The sequence below is a fragment of the Streptomyces sp. UC4497 genome (genome assembly GCF_054871485.1).
In genome coordinates, this window is record NZ_JBTYHB010000002.1 from 209791 (window position 1) to 229845 (window position 20055).

The 20055-nt window shown below is 70.7% G+C and carries 18 protein-coding genes; 10 read left to right on the forward strand and 8 right to left on the reverse strand.

Annotation, left to right across the window (positions count from 1 at the left end):
* Positions 1-7: 7 nt before the first annotated feature.
* Positions 8-277 (forward strand): hypothetical protein, encoded by a 270-nt coding sequence (locus tag ACYSUO_RS03685; protein ID WP_426904898.1) that lies wholly within the window; start codon positions 8-10, stop codon positions 275-277.
* Positions 278-367: 90 nt separating this feature from the next.
* Here ACYSUO_RS03685 and argH read toward each other — a convergent pair whose 3' ends face one another.
* A complete protein-coding gene (gene argH, locus ACYSUO_RS03690) occupies positions 368-1795 on the reverse strand; it encodes an argininosuccinate lyase (RefSeq protein ID WP_461774522.1) in 1428 nt (475 codons plus the stop codon).
* 194 nt (positions 1796-1989) lie between these two features.
* Between argH and ACYSUO_RS03695 the strand changes: the two genes are divergently transcribed.
* The 8 genes from ACYSUO_RS03695 to ACYSUO_RS03730 all read left to right on the forward strand — a co-directional run bounded on the left by ACYSUO_RS03695 (position 1990) and on the right by ACYSUO_RS03730 (position 9684).
* Positions 1990-2886 (forward strand): DMT family transporter, encoded by an 897-nt coding sequence (locus ACYSUO_RS03695; RefSeq protein WP_461774523.1) that lies wholly within the window; start codon positions 1990-1992, stop codon positions 2884-2886.
* Between the two features lie 18 nt (positions 2887-2904).
* Entirely contained in the window at positions 2905-3492 is a 588-nt protein-coding gene (locus ACYSUO_RS03700; RefSeq protein WP_461774524.1) for a pyridoxamine 5'-phosphate oxidase family protein, read from the forward strand.
* A 3-nt stretch (positions 3493-3495) separates the two neighbouring features.
* On the forward strand, positions 3496-4212 hold the full coding sequence (locus ACYSUO_RS03705; RefSeq protein WP_461774525.1) for a L,D-transpeptidase family protein: 717 nt from the start codon (positions 3496-3498) through the stop codon (positions 4210-4212).
* Positions 4213-4350: 138 nt separating this feature from the next.
* On the forward strand, positions 4351-5337 hold the full coding sequence (locus tag ACYSUO_RS03710; protein ID WP_461774526.1) for a bile acid:sodium symporter family protein: 987 nt from the start codon (positions 4351-4353) through the stop codon (positions 5335-5337).
* A 109-nt stretch (positions 5338-5446) separates the two neighbouring features.
* Positions 5447-6166, forward strand: a complete 720-nt coding sequence (locus ACYSUO_RS03715) for a GntR family transcriptional regulator (RefSeq protein WP_461774527.1) — start codon at positions 5447-5449, stop codon at positions 6164-6166.
* Positions 6163-7185, forward strand: a complete 1023-nt coding sequence (locus tag ACYSUO_RS03720) for an ADP-ribosylglycohydrolase family protein (protein WP_461774528.1) — start codon at positions 6163-6165, stop codon at positions 7183-7185. Before ACYSUO_RS03715 ends, ACYSUO_RS03720 begins: the two co-directional genes overlap by 4 nt.
* 61 nt (positions 7186-7246) lie before the next feature.
* Positions 7247-8722: a purine-cytosine permease family protein gene (locus ACYSUO_RS03725; RefSeq protein ID WP_461774529.1), complete on the forward strand. Its 1476-nt coding sequence runs from the start codon at positions 7247-7249 to the stop codon at positions 8720-8722.
* Positions 8719-9684, forward strand: coding sequence for a PfkB family carbohydrate kinase (locus ACYSUO_RS03730; protein WP_461774530.1), 966 nt, complete (start codon positions 8719-8721; stop codon positions 9682-9684). Before ACYSUO_RS03725 ends, ACYSUO_RS03730 begins: the two co-directional genes overlap by 4 nt.
* 85 nt (positions 9685-9769) lie before the next feature.
* On the opposite strand, the gene ACYSUO_RS03735 is transcribed toward ACYSUO_RS03730, so the two are convergent.
* The 6 genes from ACYSUO_RS03735 to ACYSUO_RS03760 form a co-directional block, all read right to left on the reverse strand.
* Entirely contained in the window at positions 9770-10330 is a 561-nt protein-coding gene (locus ACYSUO_RS03735; RefSeq protein ID WP_266721634.1) for an arginine repressor, read from the reverse strand.
* A gap of 16 nt (positions 10331-10346) precedes the next feature.
* Positions 10347-11546, reverse strand: a complete 1200-nt coding sequence (locus ACYSUO_RS03740; protein ID WP_461774531.1) for an acetylornithine transaminase — start codon at positions 11544-11546, stop codon at positions 10347-10349.
* The gene (gene argB / locus ACYSUO_RS03745; protein ID WP_461774532.1) at positions 11543-12499 is read right to left on the reverse strand and encodes an acetylglutamate kinase; all 957 of its coding nucleotides are present in this window, start codon (positions 12497-12499) and stop codon (positions 11543-11545) included. Before argB ends, ACYSUO_RS03740 begins: the two co-directional genes overlap by 4 nt.
* A complete protein-coding gene (gene argJ / locus ACYSUO_RS03750) occupies positions 12496-13647 on the reverse strand; it encodes a bifunctional glutamate N-acetyltransferase/amino-acid acetyltransferase ArgJ (protein ID WP_461774533.1) in 1152 nt (383 codons plus the stop codon). Before argJ ends, argB begins: the two co-directional genes overlap by 4 nt.
* Complete coding sequence (gene argC / locus ACYSUO_RS03755) at positions 13644-14672, reverse strand: N-acetyl-gamma-glutamyl-phosphate reductase (RefSeq protein WP_461774534.1); 1029 nt, start codon at positions 14670-14672, stop codon at positions 13644-13646. Before argC ends, argJ begins: the two co-directional genes overlap by 4 nt.
* Positions 14673-14774: 102 nt before the next feature.
* Positions 14775-15995, reverse strand: a complete 1221-nt coding sequence (locus tag ACYSUO_RS03760) for a hypothetical protein (RefSeq protein WP_461774535.1) — start codon at positions 15993-15995, stop codon at positions 14775-14777.
* 165 nt (positions 15996-16160) lie between these two features.
* Between ACYSUO_RS03760 and ACYSUO_RS03765 the strand changes: the two genes are divergently transcribed.
* Positions 16161-17153 carry an aldo/keto reductase gene (locus ACYSUO_RS03765; protein ID WP_461774536.1) on the forward strand — a complete coding sequence of 331 codons (993 nt, stop codon included), beginning with the start codon at positions 16161-16163 and terminating at the stop codon, positions 17151-17153.
* Positions 17154-17498: 345 nt separating this feature from the next.
* Here ACYSUO_RS03765 and ACYSUO_RS03770 read toward each other — a convergent pair whose 3' ends face one another.
* Positions 17499-19994 carry an alpha-L-arabinofuranosidase C-terminal domain-containing protein gene (locus ACYSUO_RS03770; RefSeq protein ID WP_461774537.1) on the reverse strand — a complete coding sequence of 832 codons (2496 nt, stop codon included), beginning with the start codon at positions 19992-19994 and terminating at the stop codon, positions 17499-17501.
* Positions 19995-20055 lie beyond the last annotated feature (61 nt).

Consider the following 20055-nt stretch of genomic DNA (forward strand, 5'->3'; position numbering starts at 1 on the left):
TACCGGCATGGGGTGCTGCATCTTCGCGGCGATGGCCGCCATCGGGCCACGGGTGGCCCTGGTCATCACGTGGCTGTTCACCAACCTCGTGGACCGCGCCTTCACCGGCGTTCTGCTGCCGCTCGCCGGCCTGATCCTGCTGCCGTGGACGACCTTGGGGTACGTCCTCGCGTACGCCCCCGTGGTCGGTGTCCGCGGGATCGGCTGGGTGGTCATCGTCTTCGGTCTGCTGCTCGACCTGTCGAGCTACGGAGGCGGGGCGCGGGCGCGCCGCTGACGCCCCACCCGGGCACATACGCGTACACGCCGAAGGGCCCGGTTCGTCCACGGATGGACGAACCGGGCCCTTCTCGGTACCCGCGTGGGCCTACTTCTTCGCGTCGGCCCAGGTGCGCTGCACCGTCAGGTCCTGCTTGACCTCGGCGAGCTGGACGGCGACCGCGCTCGGCGCCGTACCACCGCGGCCCGAGCGGGAGGCCAGGGCGCCCGGAACGTTGAGCACCGTGCGGACCTCGGGGGTGAGGTGCTCGGAGATCTTCGCGAACTGGTCATCGGTGAGGTCGTCGAGCTCCTTGCCCTCGGACTCCGCCACCTTGACGCACTCCCCCGCGACATCGTGCGCGACCCGGAACGGGACGCCCTGCTTCACGAGCCACTCGGCGATGTCCGTGGCGAGCGAGAAGCCGGCCGGGGCCAGCTCCTCCATGCGCTCCCGGTTGACCGTGAGCGTGGCCAGCATGCCGGTGAACGCCGGGAGCAGGAGAGCCAGCTGGTCGCAGGAGTCGAAGACCGGCTCCTTGTCCTCCTGGAGGTCACGGTTGTACGCGAGCGGCAGCGCCTTGAGCGTCGCCATCAGGCCCGTGAGGTTGCCGATGAGGCGGCCCGACTTGCCGCGCGCCAGCTCCGCGATGTCCGGGTTCTTCTTCTGCGGCATGATCGACGAGCCGGTGGAGAAGGCGTCGTGGAGCGTGACGAAGGAGAACTCCTTCGTGTTCCACAGGATGACCTCCTCGGCGATCCGGGAGAGGTTCACGCCGATCATCGCGGTGATGAAGGAGAACTCGGCGACGAAGTCACGGGAGGCCGTGCCGTCGATGGAGTTGGCGGAGCTGCCGTGCTCGAAGCCGAGGTCGCGCGCCACCGCCTCCGGGTCGAGGCCGAGGCTGCTGCCGGCCAGGGCGCCGGAGCCGTACGGCGAGACGGCCGTCCGCTCGTCCCACTGCCGCAGCCGCTCCGCGTCCCGGGACAGGGACTGGACGTGCGCCAGGACGTGGTGGGCGAAGAGCACCGGCTGGGCGTGCTGGAGGTGCGTACGACCCGGCATCGCGACGTCGGGGTGCGCCTCCGCGAGGCCGACGAGGGCCTCCTGGAGGTCGGCGATCAGGCCGCCGATGGCGCGGGCCTCGTCGCGCAGGTACATCCGGAAGAGCGTCGCCACCTGGTCGTTGCGCGAGCGGCCCGCACGCAGCTTGCCGCCGAGGTCCGGGCCGAGGCGCTCGAGGAGGCCACGCTCGAGGGCGGTGTGCACGTCCTCGTCGGCGATCGTGCCGACGAAGGAGCCGTCCGCGACGTCCGTCTCCAGCTGGTCGAGGCCGGCGATCATGCGGGTCAGCTCGTCCTCGGTGAGCAGTCCCGCCTTGTTGAGCACGCGCGCGTGGGCACGGGAGCCCGCGATGTCGTACGGGGCGAGGCGCCAGTCGAAGTGGACGGAGGCGGAGAGTTTCGCCAGGGCCTCGGCCGGGCCGTCGGCGAACCGGCCGCCCCAGAGGCGGACATCGCCGGTGTTGCTGCTCACGTGCTCTGCTCCTCGGGCCGGTGGATCTGAATGCCGGTGCGTTCGTCGTTGTGCATGATTATGCAGGGTTCTGCATGATTCGTCAATCGTGCCTCGGGCCGCCGGTTCGGGGACGGCGATACAGCGCCACCGATACGGCGCTACCGATACGGACACCGCATGGCCGGCCGGTCGGAGGGGTACCCGGCAGCGTCATGATCAAGCGGCCCGCTGCCCCGACGCGCGCCCGCGCCCTGATCGGCATGGGTGTCGGCGCGCTCTCGCTCTCCCTCGCGCCCGTCTTCATCGACCTCTCCGGCACGTCGCCGGGCACGGCCTCCTATCTGCGCTGCGCGCTGGCCCTGCCACTGCTCGCCCTCCTGTGCGCGCCGGAGCGGCGCAAGGAGGGAGCGCCGGGCGCGCGCCACCTCGCGCTCGCGGTACTGGCAGGGGCACTGTTCGCGGGCGACATGCTGCTGTGGACGGCGGCCATCGGGGAGGTCGGGGCCGGCCTGTCCACGGTCCTGGTCAATGTCCAGGTGGTGCTCGTACCGCTGCTGGCGTGGCTGGTGGACGGGGAGCGGGTCGCGCGGCGCTTCCTGCTGTGGCTGCCGCCGCTCGTCGTCGGCGTCGCGCTCACCGGCGGCGTGCTGTCCAAGGCGGTCGGCGCCGACCCCTTCCTGGGGACCGTGCACGCGCTGCTCGCCGCCCTCTGCTACTCGGGCTTCCTGTTCCTGCTGCGCCGCGGCGGGCTCTCCGGGCAGATCCGGCAGACGTATCTCGTGGTCACCGCGTCGGCCGCCCTGGTCTCGCTGGCGGGCGGTGCGCTGTGGAGCGGTGTGACGTTCGCGCCGGGGTGGGCGGCCCTCGGCTGGCTGGCGGCGGCCTCGCTGACCAGCGGCGTGATCGGGTGGCTGCTCGTCGCGGTGTACTCGCCGCGCCTGGCGAGCCACGTCGGCGCCGTGCTGCTTCTGCTCACTCCGGTCGGCGCACTCGCCTTCGGTGCCGTCGCCCTCGGCGAGCGCCCCACGCCGCTCCAACTCGCCGGATGCGCCCTCCTGTTGGCCGGCGGATATTTCGCCGTACGGACACCTCCCCCGAAGGAAGCGTGAACCGGGCATCATCCCGCTATGGGAAAAAGTCATGAACGCATAGACGGGCGGCTGCGCACGTTCATCGAGGACCAGCCGGTCTTCTTCACCGCGACGGCACCGCTCTCCGACGACGGAACGGTCAACCTCTCCCCCAAGGGCCTCAAGGGCTCCTTCGCCGTGCTCGACGAACGGACCGTCGCGTACCTGGACTTCGCCGGTTCCAACGCGGAGACCATCGCGCACCTGCGCGAGAACGGCCGGATCACGCTGATGTGGTGCGCGTTCCAGGGCCCGCCGAACATCGTCCGGGTGCACGGCCGCGGCGAGCCCGTGTTCCGCGACGACCCGCGCTTCGCCGAGCTGGTCGGCCGCTTCCCGGACATCGACCCGACCCGCAACGGCCTGCGCGCGATCATCGTCGTGCACGCCGAACACATCCGCGACACCTGCGGCTACGCCGTGCCCTTCATGACGTACGACGAGGACCGCGACCTGCACGGCAGGCGCTTCGAGCGCGAGGACGACGCGGGGCTCGACGCGTACTTCCAGAAGAAGGAGTACATCGCGAAGAGCCTGGACGGACTGCCCGGGCTGCCGTTGCCGCTGCCGCCCGCTACGTTCTGACCCATGCGCCCTATTCGAGCAGGTATCGCCACCGCCGTCGCCGCCTGCGCCGCCCTCGGTGCGGCCCCCTCCACCCCCGCCTCCGCCGCCGACCCGCTGCCCGCCCGCATGGCGGACACGGGCGGCGGCCGCCAGCTGATCACCGCGCAGGCGCCCCGCACGTCCTCGACCACCGGCACCGTCACCTGGTGGGACCGGGGCGCGAACGGCCGCTGGGTGAAGGCCGGTTCGGCGCCCGCGCGGTTCGGGGCGAAGGGGCTCGTGGCGGGGAGCAAGCGCAAGCAGGGCACCAACACGACGCCGACCGGCCTCTACGACCTGCCCTTCGCGTTCGGCGTCAAGGCGGCACCCGAGGGGACCCGGACGACGTACCGGCGCGTGCACCGCGACTCCTGGTGGTGCCAGGACAACGCCTCCCGCTCGTACAACCGCTGGACCGAGCCGCGCCCCCGCGACTGCCGCGCCGCCGAGTCCGAGCGCCTCGCCGACTACGCGACGCAGTACGCGCATGCGCTCGTGGTCGGCTTCAACTACTACCGTCCCGTGCACGGCCGCGGAGCCGGAATCTTCCTGCACGTCAACGGGCGCGGGGCTACGGCCGGTTGCGTGTCCGTACCGAAGGACGCCATGCGCCGGATCCTGACCTGGGCGAACCCCGGGCAGTCCCCGCACATCGCGATCGGGACGGCTGGCGGAGCGACGGCGATCACCAGGTACTGACAATCGCCGGGTACTACCAATCGCCCGGTACTGATACGTATACGGACATGGACACCTATGCCGGTACCGGCTCTCGTGTAGGGACCACATAACGAGACGGGGTTGCGTGGATTCGCCGCCGGGGCGTTGCATCGCCCGGTGCGAAGCGAAACCGAACACACGAGCCCCACCTCCCCCACGACGAGCGGGGCCACCGACCGCGCCGCCCGACTGGCGGTCACCGTCTTCCCCGCGCTCGTCCTCGTCGCGGGCGCCTGGGGGCTCGCCTCCCCCGGCACGTTCGCCGGCTGGGGCACCAACGTGCCCTACCTGCTGGGCGTCGTGATGTTCTGCATGGGCCTCACCATGACCCTCACGGACTTCAAGGGCGTCGCGCAGCGGCCGTGGGCCGTGGGACTCGGGCTCGTCGCGCACTACGTGATCATGCCGGGGCTCGGCTGGGCGATCGCCCACGCTCTCGGCCTGTCCCCGCAGTTGGCGGCCGGTGTCATCCTCGTCGGCTGCGCGCCCAGCGGCACCGCGTCCAACGTCGTGACGTATCTGGCGCGCGGCGACGTCGCCCTTTCGGTGTCCGTGGCGACCGTCTCCACGGTGCTCGCGCCGCTGATCACGCCGCCGCTGACGCTGCTGCTCGCGGGTGCGTACCTGCCGGTGGACGCCGGGTCGATGATGACGGACATCCTGAAGACCGTGCTGCTCCCCGTGATCGCGGGCCTGGTCGTGCGTCTCGCGCTCGGCCGCTACGTCGACCGGCTGCTCAAGGTGCTGCCGTGGCTGTCCGCGCTGACCATCGCGGTGATCGTGGCCGTGGTGGTGGCGGGCAGCGCCGACGCCATCAAGTCGGCCGCCGCCCTCGTCGTGGTCGCGGTGGTGCTGCACAACGGCCTCGGTCTCGCGCTCGGCTACGGCGCGGGAAAGCTCGGCCGGCTCGGCAAGCCCGCGTCGCGCGCCATGGCCTTCGAGGTCGGCATGCAGAACTCGGGCCTCGCGGCCTCCCTGGCCACGGCCCACTTCAGCCCGCTGGCCGCGCTGCCCGCCGCCGTGTTCTCGGTCTGGCACAACGTGTCGGGCGCGCTGGTCGCGGCGTGGATGTCATACCGGGCGAGGGCGGCCGAGAAGAAGTAGGCCCCGCGCACGCATTCAAGAAGCCGACCAGGTCGACACCGACCAGGTAACCGAAAAGGTGACTGGACAGGTGTAGACAGGTCGGCTTCTTCGTGTCTACCTTCTAGACATGCCTGGACAGGTTCACAAGCATCACCGCGTCGCCCACGTCCTCGCCGAGGAGATCCGTACGGGCGTGCACGCCGACGGCAGCAAGCTGCCCGGTGAGCACGCGCTGCGGGAGCGCTTCGGGGTCAGCCGGACGACCGTGCGGCAGGCCCTCGGCGTCCTCGGCGAGCAGGGGCTCATCGAGACGCACGCCGGGATCGGGTCGATCGTCACGTTCGACGGCGCCCCGCTCGACCAGCATCTCGGCTGGACCAGGGCGCTGGCCGCACAGGGCACCGAGCTGACGACGCAGACCCTGCGCTTCGAGCGGATACAGGATGCGGCGCTCGCCGCCGAACTCGGCCTGGACTTCCCGGAGTTCATCGCTCTCGACCGCGTACGCCGACTGCCCGACGGGCACGGCGTCTCGCTGGAGTTCAGCCGGGTGCCCGCCGTCGGGCCGCTGGCCGATCTGGTCGAGCGCGGGCTCGACGGCGGCTCCCTGGACCAGACGCTCGCCGCGGCGGGCCGGGTCCGCGCCTCCAGTGACGCGCACATCGCCGTCGCCGGACTCGACGACGCCGACGCCGCGGCCCTGCGCCGCTCCCCCGGCGATTCCTTCCTCCGCGTCGCCCAGGTGTTCCGCGACGCGGACGGGGGCGTGGTCGAGCAGGTCACGAGCCTGCTCGATCCGTCCCGGTTCCAACTGCACGTACGTACCGGCCGAGGAGGCCAACCGTGAGTACCACCCCCGATCCCGCCCTCTTCGACCGTGCCGCCGGTGCCTTCTACGGGCTCGCGCTCGGCGACGCGCTCGGCATGCCGACCCAGGTCATGTCCCGTGAGGACGTCGTCCGCGTCTACGGCACGCTGAGCGGCTTCGAGCCCGCGCGGCCCGACAACCCGGTCAGCGCCGGGATGCCCGCCGGGTCCGTCACGGACGACACCGACCAGGCCGTCATCGTGGCGCGGCTGATCGTGGAGGGCGGCGGGCACGTGGACCCGCTGCGGTTCGCCGAGGAACTCCTGTCCTGGGAGCGGGAGATGAAGGCCAAGGGGTCGTTCGACCTGCTGGGCCCCTCGACCAAGGCGGCGCTCGACGCCGTGGACCGGGGCGCCGACCCCAAGGAGGCCGGAAAGTACGGCACGACGAACGGTTCCGCGATGCGCGTCGCGCCGGTCGGCATCGCCTTCTCCTACACCCCTGGCGGCACTGAGGCCTTCCTGGACCGGGTCGTCGAGTCCTGCCAGGTCACGCACGACACGAACATCGGCATCGCGGGCGCGGCGGCCGTCGCCGCGGCGGTCTCCACCGGTGTCGCGGGCGGCACCCTCGACGACGTCTTTGACGCCGCGATCGCCGCCTCCGCGGCCGGTGCGCGGCGCGGTCACTGGGTCGCGGGCGCCAGCATCTCGGCACGGATCGCCTCCGTGCGCGAGCTGGTCGCGGGCCTCGACGAGACCGCGGCGCTCGACCGTGTCGTCGCGCTCATCGGCACCAGCGTCGCCAGCCAGGAGTCGGTCCCCGCGGCGTTCGCGGTGCTCGCGCTGACCGGCGGCGACCCGTGGCGCTCCACGCTCCTCTCGGCGAACCTCGGCGGCGACAGCGACACGATCGCCGCGATCGCCGGCGCGATCGCCGGTTCCCTGCACGGCCTCACCGCCCTGCCCGCCGACGCCGTACGCACCCTGCGCGAGGTCAACGGGCTCGACCTGGAGCCGCTGACCAGGCAGCTGCTCACCTACCGGACCAACCGCTGACGGACCTCACCCGCCTGTACCGAGACCCGTCCGCACCGAGCAAGAGCAAGGAGGTTCCGCCATGGCCGATTCAACGAAGAACGACCGCGTCGGCACCGTGGAGACCCGGGGGATCGAACCGGTCCCCGACAGCGAGCGGCACGGCCACGCCAGCCAGATGTTCTGGACGTGGTTCGCCGCCAACATCTCGATCCTCGGGCTGCCGCTCGGCGCGACGCTCGTCGCCTTCCGCGGCCTGAACATCTGGCAGGCTGTGATCGTCGCGATCGTCGGCTCGGTGGGCTCCTTCGCGCTCGTCGGCGCCCTCAGCCTGGCCGGCAAGAAGGGCGGCGCGCCCGCCCTGACCCTGTCGCGCGCGGTGTTCGGCCAGCGCGGCAACCACGGGCCCACGCTGATCAGCTGGCTCAGCCGGGTCGGCTGGGAGACGATCACCACGACCACGGCGGCGTACGCGCTGCTCGCTCTGCTCAACACGCTCTTCGGGTTCGGCCAGGGCACCGTACTCACCCTGATCTGTCTGCTGGTCTTCATCGCCTGCACGCTGCTGATCAGCGGGCTCGGGCACGCCACGATCATGTGGATCAACAAGTGGGCGACGGTGGCCTTCGGGATCCTGAACCTGGTCGTGATGGGCTTCCTCGTCGCGACCGTCGACTGGTCGAAGGTCCTCGACGCCCCGGCCGGACCACTCAGCGGTGTCATCGCGGGCATCGGCTTCATCGCCGCGGGCACCGGCATCGGCTGGGCCAACGCCGGTGCGGACTATGCCCGTTACCTGCCGCGGTCCATCCCGGGCGGGCGGCTCGTGCAGGCCTCCGCGTTCGGCGCGGGCATCCCGCTGGTGCTGCTGATCTCGCTGGGCTCGCTGCTCACGGCGGGCGATCCGACGCTCGCGACCTCGTCCGACCCGGTCGCGGCGATCAACGCGATGCTGCCGTCGTGGATGGCCGTGCCGTATCTGATCGCGGCGTTCGGCGGACTGCTGATGTCCAATCACCTGTCCACGTACTCGGCCGGGTTGACGATGATCACGCTCGGTCTGCGGGTGCCGCGGGCCTGGGCGGTCTGCATCGATGTCGCCCTGATGTTCCTCGGCGGCGTCTACTTCATGCTGATCGCGGGCGACTTCTACGGCCCGTTCAGTACGTTCCTGACGCTGCTCGCCGTGCCGATCTCGGCGTGGATCGGGATCATCGTCGTCGACATGGCCCGAGGCCGGCAGTACGACACCGAAGCCGTGATGAACACCGGCCGCACCAGCCGCTACTGGTACACCGGCGGTTTCCATCTGCCCGCCGTCGTCGCGTGGGTGGTGGCGATCGTGGCCGGGCTGCTGTTCACCACGGCCTCGACCAGCGCGGACGACGTGTGGTTCAAGGGCCCGCTGGCCGGGTCCTGGCTCGGCGCCAACGGGCTCGGCTGGCTCGTCGCGATCGTCGTGGGCGGTGTGCTGTACGCGCTGCTCGGGCGCCGCACGAAGGTGACCCTCGACTCCCCCGACACCGATTCCGCCGCTTTCAAGGAGGCCACACGATGACCGCCGACTCCCGTGTCGTTCTCGCCGGGAACGTCATCGCCGATCTCGTCATCGACGTGCCCGCCCTGCCGGAGCGGGGTGGCGATGTCATCGGTACGCGTACGGAGTTGTACGCGGGCGGCGGCTTCAACGCGCTCACGGCGGCGCGGCGGCTGGGCGCCGAGGCGGTGTACGCGGGGGTTCACGGCACGGGCCCCTACGGGGAGTTGGTGCGTTCCGCGCTCGCCGCGGAGGGTATCGGGACGGTGCTTGCGGCGCGGACGGACGGCGACACCGGGTTCTGTGTGGCCCTCGTCGACGGGGGTGGCGAGCGGACGTTCGTGACCAGTTTCGGGGTCGACGCGCGGATGACGGCGGACGAGGCGGCGGCGATCGCGGGAGCCGTGCGCGGTGGTGACCTGGTGCAGGTGTCCGGGTACGGGCTGGTCATGGAGGTCAATGGGCCGTTGCTGGCCGCCCTTGTGGCGGGTCTCCCCGATGACGTACGGGTTTGTTTCGATCCGGCGCCGTTGGTGGCGGACATTCCGGCCGAGGCCCTTGAGCCGGTTCTCGCTCGGACGGACTGGTTGAGCTGCAATGCGCGTGAGGCCGGGATCCTGGCCGGGGGTGCCGAGCCGCGGGAGGCGGCGGAGGCCTTGCGGGGGCGGTTGCGGGAGGGGGCGGGGGTGTTGGTGCGGGCCGACAAGGATGGGTGCTGGTTGGCTGCGCCGGGGGCGGGGGATGTGGTGCACGTGCCCGGGTTTGCGGTGGAGGCCGTGGACAGCAATGGCGCGGGGGATGCGCATGTCGGGGCGTTTCTGGCGCTGCTTGGGCGGGGGGTGTCGGCGTATGACGCTGCCCGGGGGGCCAATGCGGCTGCTGCGTTGGCGGTGACGCGGAGGGGGCCTGCGACCGGGCCCACCGTGGAGGAGTTGGTGGCGTTTCTTGGGGAGGACGGGGCGCGTTCGGTGGGGGTGGGCTGAGGGGATTCTTTCCCCCAACCCGCCCCTTCCCGAAAACCGGGGCTCCGCCCCGGACCCCGCGCCTCAAACGCCGGCGGGGCTGAGATTAGTGGTCGTTCTGGGCCACGCGGAGCATGTGGTCTGCCAGGGACTGGCCGCCGGCCGGGTCGCGGCTGATCAGCATGACCGTGTCGTCGCCCGCGATCGTGCCGAGGATGACGTGGAGTTCGGCCTGGTCGATGGCGGAGGCGAGGAACTGGGCTGCGCCCGGGGGCGTGCGCAGGACCACGAGGTTCGCCGAGGCTTCCGCCGAGATGAGCAGCTCGCCGGCCAGGCGGCGCATCCGCTCCTCCTTGGCCGATTCGCCGAGCGGGGCCTGCGGGGTGCGGAAGCCGCCCTCGCTGGGCACGGCGTAGATCAGCTCACCACCGGTGTTGCGGATCTTGACCGCGCCCAGCTCGTCCAGGTCGCGGGAGAGCGTCGCCTGCGTGACCGTCAGCCCGTCGTCGGACAACAGCTTCGCCAACTGGCTCTGGGAGCGCACGGGTTGACGGTTGAGGATGTCCACTATCCGGCGGTGCCGCGCGGCACGGGTCTGCGGTACGGCCGACGCCGCGTGCGCCAGGTTCGTGGCCGCGGATACGTCTCTCTCCGCTTTGCTGCTCATCGTCGTCCCATTCTCCTCAGGATCGCCCTTCCGCGTCGGTCGATGCCGTGTCCAGTACGGCGGGCAGTGCCGCGAGGAACGCGTCCGCCTCGGCGTCGCTCAGGTTCAGCGGCGGCATGAGCCGGACGACGTCGGGTGCGGGCGCGTTCACCAGGAAGCCCGCGTCCTGGGCCGCCTGCTGCACCTGCGGTGCGCGGGGCCCGGTGAGCACGATACCCAGCAGCAGGCCTTCGCCCCTGACGTGGCCGACCAGCGGGTGGCCGAGGGCCTCGACGCCGGACTTGATGCGCTCGCCGACCGCCTTGGTGTTCTCCAGGAGGCCCTCGCCCGCGATCGTGTCGAGGACCGCGAGGCCGGCCGCGCAGGCCACCGGGTTGCCGCCGAACGTCGTGCCGTGCTGGCCGGGCTTGAGGAGCTTCGCCGTCTCGCCGAAGGCCACCGTCGCGCCGAGCGGGAGGCCGCCGCCGAGGCCCTTGGCGAGCGTGACGACGTCGGGCTCGATGCCCTCCTCCGCCTGGTACGCGAACCAGTGCCCGGTCCTGCCGACGCCGGTCTGCACCTCGTCGAGCACGAGCAGGGTGCCGGTGGCCCGGGTGATCTCGCGGGCCGCCTTGAGGTAGCCGGCGGGGGGTACGACCACGCCGTTCTCCCCCTGGATCGGTTCGATGATGACGAAGGCGGTCTCGTCGGTGACCGCTGTCCTCAGCGCTTCCACGTCTCCGTACGGGACGTGGGTGACGTCGCCGGGGAGCGGGGTGAAGCCGTCCTGTTTGCCGGCCTGGCCGGTCAGCGAGAGGGAGCCCATGGTGCGGCCGTGGAAGCCGCCGGTCGTGGCGACCATGTGTGTCCGGCCCGTGAGCCGGCCGATCTTGAACGCGCCCTCGTTGGCCTCGGCGCCCGAGTTGCAGAAGAAGACCGCGCCGTCCCGGCCGAAGAGCTGGAGGAGGCGCTCGGCGAGTGCGACGGGCGGCTCGGCGACGAAGAGGTTCGAGACGTGGCCGAGGGAGGCGATCTGCGTGGAGACCGCTTCGACGATCGCCGGGTGGGCATGGCCGAGCGCATTGACCGCGATGCCGCCGACGAAGTCCAGGTACTCCTTGCCGTCGGCGTCCCACAGCTTGGCGCCCGCGCCCTTGACCAGCGGCAGCCTCGGGGTGCCGTAGTTGTTCATCAGGGCGCCCTGCCAGCGCTCCGTCAACTCCTGGTTATCCGTCACGAGTTGTCCTCCCCCTCTTTCACGACCTCTTTGTCGACCTCTTTGTCGGCGATGACCATCGTGCCGATGCCCTCGTCGGTGAAGATCTCCAGCAGGATCGAGTGCTGGACCCGCCCGTCGATGACGCGGGCGGTGTGCACCCCGTTGCGCACGGCGTGCAGGCAGCCCTCCATCTTCGGGACCATGCCGCTCGCCAGCTCCGGGAGCAGCTTCTCGAGCTCGGTGGCGGTGAGCCGGCTGATGACCTCGTCGGAGTTCGGCCAGTCCTCGTAGAGGCCCTCGACGTCGGTCAGCACCATCAGCGTCTCGGCGTCCAGCGCAGCAGCGAGTGCCGCAGCCGCCGTATCAGCATTGACGTTGTAGACATGCGAATCGTCCTGGGAACGGGCGATCGAGGAGACGACCGGGATCCGGCCGTCGGCGAGCAGGGCCTCGATGGCGCCGGTGTCGATCTCGGTGATCTCGCCGACCCGGCCGATGTCGACCAGCTCGCCCTCGATGCGGGGCTGGTGCTTGGTGGCGGTGATGGTGTGCGCGTCCTCGCCGGTGATGCCGACGGCGAGCGGCCCGTGCTGGTTGAGCAGGCCGACCAGCTCGCGCTGCACCTGTCCGGCGAGCACCATCCGTACGACGTCCATGGCGTCCTCGGTGGTGACCCGCAGGCCCGCCTTGAACTCGCTGACGATGCCGTGCCGGTCCAGCGCCCTGCTGATCTGCGGGCCGCCGCCGTGCACCACGACGGGCTTGAGCCCCGCGTGGTGCAGGAAGACGACGTCCTGGGCGAAGGCGGCCTTCAGGTCCTCGTCGACCATGGCGTTGCCGCCGAACTTGATGACGACCGTCTTGCCGTTGTGCCGGGTCAGCCAGGGCAGCGCCTCGATGAGCGTCTGGGCCTTGGGGAGCGCGGTGTGTTTCCGCGCGGTGGCCTGCTTGGTGTCGTTCGTCTCGCTCATGAGGAGTACGCGCTGTTCTCGTGGACGTAGTCGGCGGTCAGGTCGTTCGTCCAGATCGTCGCGGTCTCGGTGCCCGCGGCGAGGTCGGCGGTGATGACGACCTCCCGGTAGCGCATGTCGACCTTGTCGCGGTCCTCGCCCACGCCGCCGTTCTTGCAGACCCACACGCCGTTGATCGCGACGTTCAGCTCGTCCGGCTCGAAGGTGGCCTTCGTGGTGCCGATCGCGGAGAGGACCCGGCCCCAGTTGGGGTCCTCGCCGTGGATGGCGCACTTGAGGAGGTTGTTCCGCGCGATGGAGCGGCCCACCTCGACGGCCTCGTCCTCGCTCGCGGCGTTGATCACCTCGACCTTGATGTCCTTGCTGGCGCCCTCGGCGTCGCCGATGAGCTGCCGGCCGAGGTCGTCGCAGACGAGGCGGACGGCCTTGGCGAACTCCTCGTACTCCGGGGTGACTTCGGCGGCGCCGGAGGCGAGCAGCAGCACCGTGTCGTTCGTCGACATGCAGCCGTCGGAGTCGACCCGGTCGAAGGTGACGCGGGTGGCGTCGCGCAGCGCCTTGTCCAGGACCTCGGTGTCGAGGTCGGCGTCCGTGGTGAGGACGACCAGCATGGTGGCGAGGCCGGGGGCCAGCATGCCGGCGCCCTTCGCCATGCCGCCGACGGTCCAGCCCTCGCCCTCGTACACCGCCGTCTTGTGCACGGTGTCGGTGGTCTTGATGGCGATGGCGGCCTTCTCGCCGCCGTGCTCGGAGAGCTGGGCCGCGACCTTGTCCACGCCGGGCAGCACCTTGTCCATGGGCAACAGCTCGCCGATGAGGCCCGTCGACGCGACGGCGACCTCCCCGGCGTTCACCTCGAGGACCTCGGCGACCTTCTCGGCCGTCGCGTGCGTGTCCTGGAAGCCCTTGGGGCCCGTGCAGGCGTTGGCGCCACCGGAGTTGAGGACGACGGCGGAGACGAGGCCACCCTTGAGGACCTGCTCGGACCAGAGGACCGGGGCGGCCTTGACGCGGTTGGAGGTGAAGACGCCCGCGGCCGCCAGGCGGGGGCCGCGGTTGACCACGAGGGCCAGGTCCGGGTTCCCGCTGTTCTTGATTCCGGCGGCGATGCCCGCGGCCTGGAATCCCTTGGCTGCCGTCACACTCACGGCGCGACTCCGATCGTCGAGAGCCCGGTGGTCTCGTCGAGACCGAGGGCGATGTTCATGGACTGGATGGCACCGCCGGCGGTGCCCTTGGTCAGGTTGTCGATCGCGCTGATGACGATGACGCGACCCGCGGCCTCGTCGTGGGCGACCTGGATCTGCGCCGCGTTCGACCCGTACACCGCGGCCGTCTGCGGCCACTGGCCCTCAGGCAGCAGATGGACGAACGGCTCCTCGCCGTACGCCTTCTCGTACGCGGCCCGCACCTGCTCGGAGGTGACGCCGGGCTTCGCCTTGGCGCTGCACGTGGCGAGGATGCCGCGGGGCATCGGCGCGAGCGTCGGCGTGAAGGAGACGGAGACCCGCTCCCCCGCCGCGGCGCTGAAGTTCTGAATCATCTCGGGGGTGTGCCGGTGACCGCCGCCCACCCCGTACGGCGACATGTTCCCCATGACCTCGCTGCCGAGCAGGTGCGGCTTGGCCGCCTTGCCCGCGCCGGAGGTGCCGGAGGAGGCGACGATCACGGCCTCGCTCTCCACGAGCCCCGCCGCGTACGCGGGGACGAGGGCGAGCGAGACGGCCGTCGGGTAGCAACCGGGCACCGCGATGCGCTTGGACCCCTCCAGCGCGGCGCGGCCACCCGGCAGTTCGGGAAGGCCGTACGGCCACGTGCCGGCGTGCGGCGAGCCGTAGAACGTCTCCCAGTCGGCGGCGTCCTTCAGCCGGAAGTCGGCGCCCATGTCGACGACGAGGACGTCCGGGCCGAGCTGCTCGGCGACGGCGGCGGACTGCCCGTGCGGCAGCGCCAGGAAGACGACCTCGTGCCCCGCGAGCACCTCCGTCGTGGTCTCCTGGAGGACTCGGTCGGCGAGCGGGAAGAGGTGGGGCTGGAGCGCGCCCAGGCGCTGCCCCGCGTTCGAGTTGCCCGTCAGGGCGCCGATCTCCACCTCGGGGTGGGCGAGCAGCAGGCGCAGCACTTCGCCGCCCGCATATCCACTCGCTCCCGCCACTGCTGCGCGTACCGCCATGGAACCCTCCTCTTGGATGGCATGACTATACGTCGCTGTGCACGTTTATGCAACGAGTGGGGTGACCGGTACCGGGTGGCCGTGGGAGGCGGCGCCCGCCGCTCAGCCGCGCTCCAGGCGTACGACGACGGGCGCGCCGAACGGGTCGCCGCTCTGCATGACCTCCACCTTTCCGGCGCCGATCCATTCGTCGGTGCCCGGGATCCGGTGGAGCTCCTTCAGCCACAGCATCTGGTTCGAGGCCTTGCGGGCGCCGGTCGACAGGGGCAGCCGCTCGCGTTTGATCTTCACGCAGCGGTTGTCGTCGGTCAGGTACCAGTTGCCGTCGAGGAAGAGGCCGCCCTTTTCCTGACCGACCGGGGTGCGCAGCTCGCATTGGCCGGGGGCCGGGTCCTGGTCGGCCCACTTCGCGCCGTCCCAGCGCAGCCGGATGTGCTGCTCCTCCGGTTCGGGCCCGCCCTCGCCGTGGTTGAAGGAGTTGCCGCCGTACGCGCGTACCTCCCCGCCTTCGAGTGCGACGACCCGGCCCAGACCCGCGGCGGGCTCGGGAGGGGTCGGCTCCTCGAAGCGGGCCTGCGGCGTGTCCACCGGCTTCCAGGTCGTGCCGTCCCAGTGCGCGGAAGCGGGCTGGGGGTACGGCTCGCCGTGCACGGTCTCGGTGCCGGGTCCGGTGGAACGGCTGCCGACCGCCCAGACGTCGTCGGGGCCCGCGACGGCCAGGTCACTCACCTTGTACGGGAGCCGGGTCGTGGTCCAGCGCGTGCCGTCCCAATGGGCGGCGGTCTGCTCGCCGGTGAGCGTCCAGATGTCGTCGGGCGACGTGGCGTCGAGGTCGCCCGCCGCTCCGGGCGGTGGGTTCGGCACCGGGGACCAGCGGGTGCCGTCCCACTGCGCCCACTTGGCGGCCGCCGCGTCCGCCTGCGGAACGCCTTCCTTGCGCGGCATCGACCGCATCCACAGGCCCTTGTCGCCGATCTCTTCGAGCATCGGCGGGTAGCCCTCACCTGTGCCGAGCGCGTCGGGCAGGGGCTCGCGGCTCCACCGCTGGCCGTCGTAGTGCAGGAGCAGGGACGCGTAGTTGCCGTCGTTCTCGGCTCCGGTCGCCCAGATGTCGTCCTCGGCGAGGACCGCGACATCGGTCAGCTCGCCGTTGAAGTCCGCGATGTGCTCGAACTTCCAGGAGAGTTCCGCCTTTTGGGCCTTCGACGGAGCCGGGGCTTTGGCCTGCCCGCCTGGCGTCCCGCACCCCGCGACGGCCAGCAAGGAGGCCACGAAAGCGGCGCACACCGCCGCCCCTCGGCACCGGATCCGCGCTGCGCTCATGACCGCTCCCCCTTGTCGCCCGCCGGCCCGCCCGACGCGCGGGCAGCGTACCCGGAGGTGCGGCGCTTGCCCTGGAGCGCACTCCAGGTCATACCGTCGAGCGCGTACGGCACCGGCACCATTACACGCGTACGGCACCCGCACCATCACAGGAGGCAGCACCCCATGTCGAACCTTCCCACTCGCCGCCTGGGCGCGCTCACCGTCTCCGCGCAGGGCCTCGGCTGCATGGGCATGAGCCACGGCTTCGGCCCGTCCGACGACGAGCAGTCGATCGGCACGATCCACCGCGCACTCGACCTCGGTGTCACCCTGCTCGACACCTCGGACTTCTACGGGACCGGGCACAACGAGGAGCTGATCGGCCGCGCCCTCGCCGCGCCGGGCCGCCGCGAACAGGCCGTCCTCGCCACGAAGTTCGGCTTCGCCAACAAGCTCGGCGAGCCCACCGAGATCCGCGGTGACGCCGCCTACGTACGCCAGGCCTGCGAGGCCTCGCTGCGCCGGCTCGGCGTCGACCACATCGACCTGTACTACCTGCACCGCGTCGATCGGAGCGTGCCTATCGAGGAGACCGTGGGCGCCATGGCGGAGCTGGTGAAGGAGGGCAAGGTGCGCCACCTCGGCCTCTCGGAGGCAGGCGCGGACACGCTGCGCAAGGCGTACGCGACGCATCCCATCGCGGCGTTGCAGAGCGAGTTCTCGCTGTGGACGCGCGACCTGGAGGCGGAGATCCTGCCGGTGTGCCGGGAGCTGGGCATCGGGCTCGTGCCGTTCTCGCCGCTGGGGCGCGGCTTCCTCACCGGCGCCTACAAGTCGACGGAGCAGTTCAAGGAGGGCGATGTGCGCCGCTCCCAGCCGCGTTTCACGGACGGGAACCTGGAGCGCAATCTCGCGATCGTCGCGCGGCTGGAGGAGCTTGCGGCTCAGAAGGGCGTCACGGCGGGCCAGTTGGCGCTCGCCTGGGTGCAGCACCAGGGCGACGACGTGGTGCCGATCCCCGGCACGCGCCGCCAGAAGTACCTGGAGGAGAACGTGGCGGCGGCGACGCTGGAGCTGTCGGCGGACGAGCTGGCCGCGATCGACGCGGTGGCTCCGGCGGGCGAGGTGGCCGGTGACCGCTACGACGCGGGCAGCATGAAGTTCGTGAACGGCTGAGCGGGTGGCTCACGTCCTGTGGCTGGGCGGCGCGCCCGGCGCCGGCAAGTCGAGTGCCACCCACGCCCGGCCGGCGACGCTGAGACGAGCCGTAGAACGGGTACGCGAGGCGGGGTGAGCGCCTCCCCGATGCATTCGCGGCACCGGGGGCCGCCTTGCCCACCCTGCCGCCCAAGGCGGCAGATTGCCCAAGGCGGTGGCGCTCGACCGCCAGGAGCGGAGCCACGGGATTGAGGCCCCCCGGCCGTACGGCGAGGGTGACGCGCGCGGTGACGGGGGTCCCGGGTGCTCCCCTCCTGGCCGCCGGGCACCGCGCGCGTACCTCTACCTCGGGATCGGAAGGGCTCAGCCCTTCTTGATCCTCAGGAACGTCACCGAGTTCCCCGGAAACGTGTACGTGAACCTGTCGGCGACGCCGTCGAAGGTCGACGTCACCGGTTTCACGGGACGGTCGGTCGCCGTGTTCTCGGCGTCGGGCGCCGCGGTCAGCGTCGTCACCGCCGCCGAGTCCGCGACGTCGGCGCCGCCGAGGTCGACCTTCGTACGGGCCGCGGAGTCCTGCGCGTTGACGACCTTGACGATCAGGTCGCCGGTCTCCTTGTCCTTGGTGACGACCTGGCGGAACGGCTCGGCCGGCTTGTCGTCCTTGAAGGAGCCCCACTCCTGGCCGTCGAGGTACAGGGTCACCTGGCGGCCGCGCACCTTGATGTCGACGTCGTAGGCGCGGCCGGTCTCGATGGATCCGGCCTTGGACATGAGCGTCGACTTGCCGCCGCTCACGGCCTGTTCGACGGCGGACTGGGTGTTGTTCCAGCCGCCGAGGTTCCACCAGTAGTAGTTGCCGGTGTCCTTGACGCCGAAGGCGACGAGGAAGCCCTCCTTGCCGGACTTCTTGGTGGCCTTCACATGCAGGTCGTAGTTCGACCAGCTCGGGTCGCCCGCTGTGACCAGGGTGTTCTCGGCGGCGGCGTCGGACTGCACGTACTGGCCGTCCTGGACGCTCCAGCTGCCGCTTCCGGTACCGGTCCACTTCGAGGCGTCACCGCTGAAGTCGTCGCTCAGCAGCGTCTTCCCGTCGGCGTCCGTCACCTTCACGTCGTCGTACGCGGCGCTGGTCGCCCACGTGGACAGGCCCACGGCGCCGGTGATCGGCTCCAGCGTCGACGCCGTGGCGGTGGCCTTCGAGGGGACGACGCGGTCGCCGACGTTGCGCATGAAGAGTTTCTGCACCTCGTAGTCGGCCGAGCCCCACGACTTCTGGTCGTCGAACCAGATCATGTCGGGCTTCCACTGCACGGTGTCTGTGCGGGCGAACAGCGGGGCGTACGAGGCGAGTTTGACGACGTCCGCGTTGCGTTCGAGGCCCGTCATGTAGGAGGCCTCGGACATGGCGTTGGACCACTGGTTGCCGAGCGAGGCGTACTCGCCGAGGAAGACCTTGGGGCCCTGCCGGTCGTAGGAGTCGTAGCGGTCGTTGTTCTGGAGGAACCACTGCGGGCTGTTGTAGTAGTGCTCGTCGACCATGTCGACTGCTGCGTCCTTGTTGAGCTTCCAGGCCTCGTCGAAGACCGAACCGCTGTCGTCGGGGCCGGAGTTGGAGATGATCGTGACGTCGGGGTACTTGGCCTCGATGGCGGCGCGGAACTGCTTGAAGCGCGCGAAGAACTCCTTCGGAAGGTTCTCCTCGTTACCGACTTCGAGGTGCGTCAGGTGGAACGGCTTCGGGTGGCCCATGTCGGCGCGGAGCTTGCCCCACTTGGTACTCGTGGGGCCGTTGGCGAACTCGATGAGGTCGAGCGTGTCCTGGATGTGCCGCTTCAGGAGCGCATCATCGTCGGTGGCCTTGTTCTGGCCGCAGCCGGTGACGAGGGCCGGGACGACGGGCAGCGGCATCGCGCCGGTGTCCTCGGCGAACTGGAAGTACTCGTAGTAGCCGAGGCCATAACTCTGGTTGTAGCCCCAGAAGTTGGAGTTGGTGGCACGCTGCTCGACCGGGCCGACCGTGTCCTTCCACTGGTACGAACGCTTGCGCTCGTAGCCGGAGGCCTCGTCGTACCCCTTCATGGAGCCGGTGTTGACGAGACAGCCACCGGGGAAGCGGACAAAGCCCGGCTTGAGGTCGGCGACCTTCTGGGCGAGGTCCTTGCGCAGGCCGTTCTTGCGTCCCTTGTAGGTGTCGCGCGGGAACAGCGACACCATGTCGAGCGCGGCGTCCTTCGCGGTGGCGACGGAGAGGCGGCCCGTGGTGGTGTCCTGGGCCGGCGTGAACGTCACCTTGTACTGGGCCCAGCCGCCGCGCGTCCGGATCTTGCGCGGCGTGGCGAGGGCACCGTCGGCGTCGCCGAGGGTCACGGTGAGCTCGGAGTCGCCGCGCGCCCAGACCGAGAAGTCGTACGTGGCGCCCTTCTTGAGGGTGTAGCCGGTGCCGTAGCCGGAGTTGGTGACGCTCGAACCGGCCGACAGGGAGAGGTAGTTGCGGTTGCGGGCGTTGAGCCGCCCGTCGTCGTCGGCGACCTTCGCCGTGCCGCTCGTCCTCCAGGCGGTGAGCGGGGTGTACGCGGCGTTGTCGGCGGTGGAGTACTCGAAGGACCTGTTCTGTACGAGCTCGGCGTAGAGCCCACCGTCGGCGGCCCGGTTGATGTCCTCGAAGAAGACGCCGTACATCGTGTCGTCGATGGCCGCGCCCGAGCGGCTCGGGTCGACGGTGACGGAGTAGTCGGTGGCGTCGGCCTTCGTGTCGGCCCCAGCGGCTGATGACGGCAGGACGGCCGTGCCCACCAGCAGGGATCCCACCGCCGCCCCGAGCCCCAGTCTCCAGCCTCTGCGTCGTCCACGCGTCATGCGCACTCCCTCGGATTGTTCGGGATTTCGTACGGCGTCCTAAACTGCGAACGGCAACATA

Coding starts and splice junctions, on each gene's coding strand:
- ACYSUO_RS03685 (WP_426904898.1), top strand. CDS start 8: ATGGGGTGCTGCATCTTCGCGGCGATGGCCGCCATCGGGCCACGGGTG.
- ACYSUO_RS03695 (WP_461774523.1), top strand. CDS start 1,990: ATGATCAAGCGGCCCGCTGCCCCGACGCGCGCCCGCGCCCTGATCGGC.
- ACYSUO_RS03700 (WP_461774524.1), top strand. CDS start 2,905: ATGGGAAAAAGTCATGAACGCATAGACGGGCGGCTGCGCACGTTCATC.
- ACYSUO_RS03705 (WP_461774525.1), top strand. CDS start 3,496: ATGCGCCCTATTCGAGCAGGTATCGCCACCGCCGTCGCCGCCTGCGCC.
- ACYSUO_RS03715 (WP_461774527.1), top strand. CDS start 5,447: ATGCCTGGACAGGTTCACAAGCATCACCGCGTCGCCCACGTCCTCGCC.
- ACYSUO_RS03725 (WP_461774529.1), top strand. CDS start 7,247: ATGGCCGATTCAACGAAGAACGACCGCGTCGGCACCGTGGAGACCCGG.
- ACYSUO_RS03730 (WP_461774530.1), top strand. CDS start 8,719: ATGACCGCCGACTCCCGTGTCGTTCTCGCCGGGAACGTCATCGCCGAT.
- ACYSUO_RS03735 (WP_266721634.1), bottom strand. CDS start 10,330: ATGAGCAGCAAAGCGGAGAGAGACGTATCCGCGGCCACGAACCTGGCG.
- argB (WP_461774532.1), bottom strand. CDS start 12,499: ATGAGCGAGACGAACGACACCAAGCAGGCCACCGCGCGGAAACACACC.
- argC (WP_461774534.1), bottom strand. CDS start 14,672: ATGGCGGTACGCGCAGCAGTGGCGGGAGCGAGTGGATATGCGGGCGGC.
- ACYSUO_RS03760 (WP_461774535.1), bottom strand. CDS start 15,995: ATGAGCGCAGCGCGGATCCGGTGCCGAGGGGCGGCGGTGTGCGCCGCT.
- ACYSUO_RS03765 (WP_461774536.1), top strand. CDS start 16,161: ATGTCGAACCTTCCCACTCGCCGCCTGGGCGCGCTCACCGTCTCCGCG.
- ACYSUO_RS03770 (WP_461774537.1), bottom strand. CDS start 19,994: ATGACGCGTGGACGACGCAGAGGCTGGAGACTGGGGCTCGGGGCGGCG.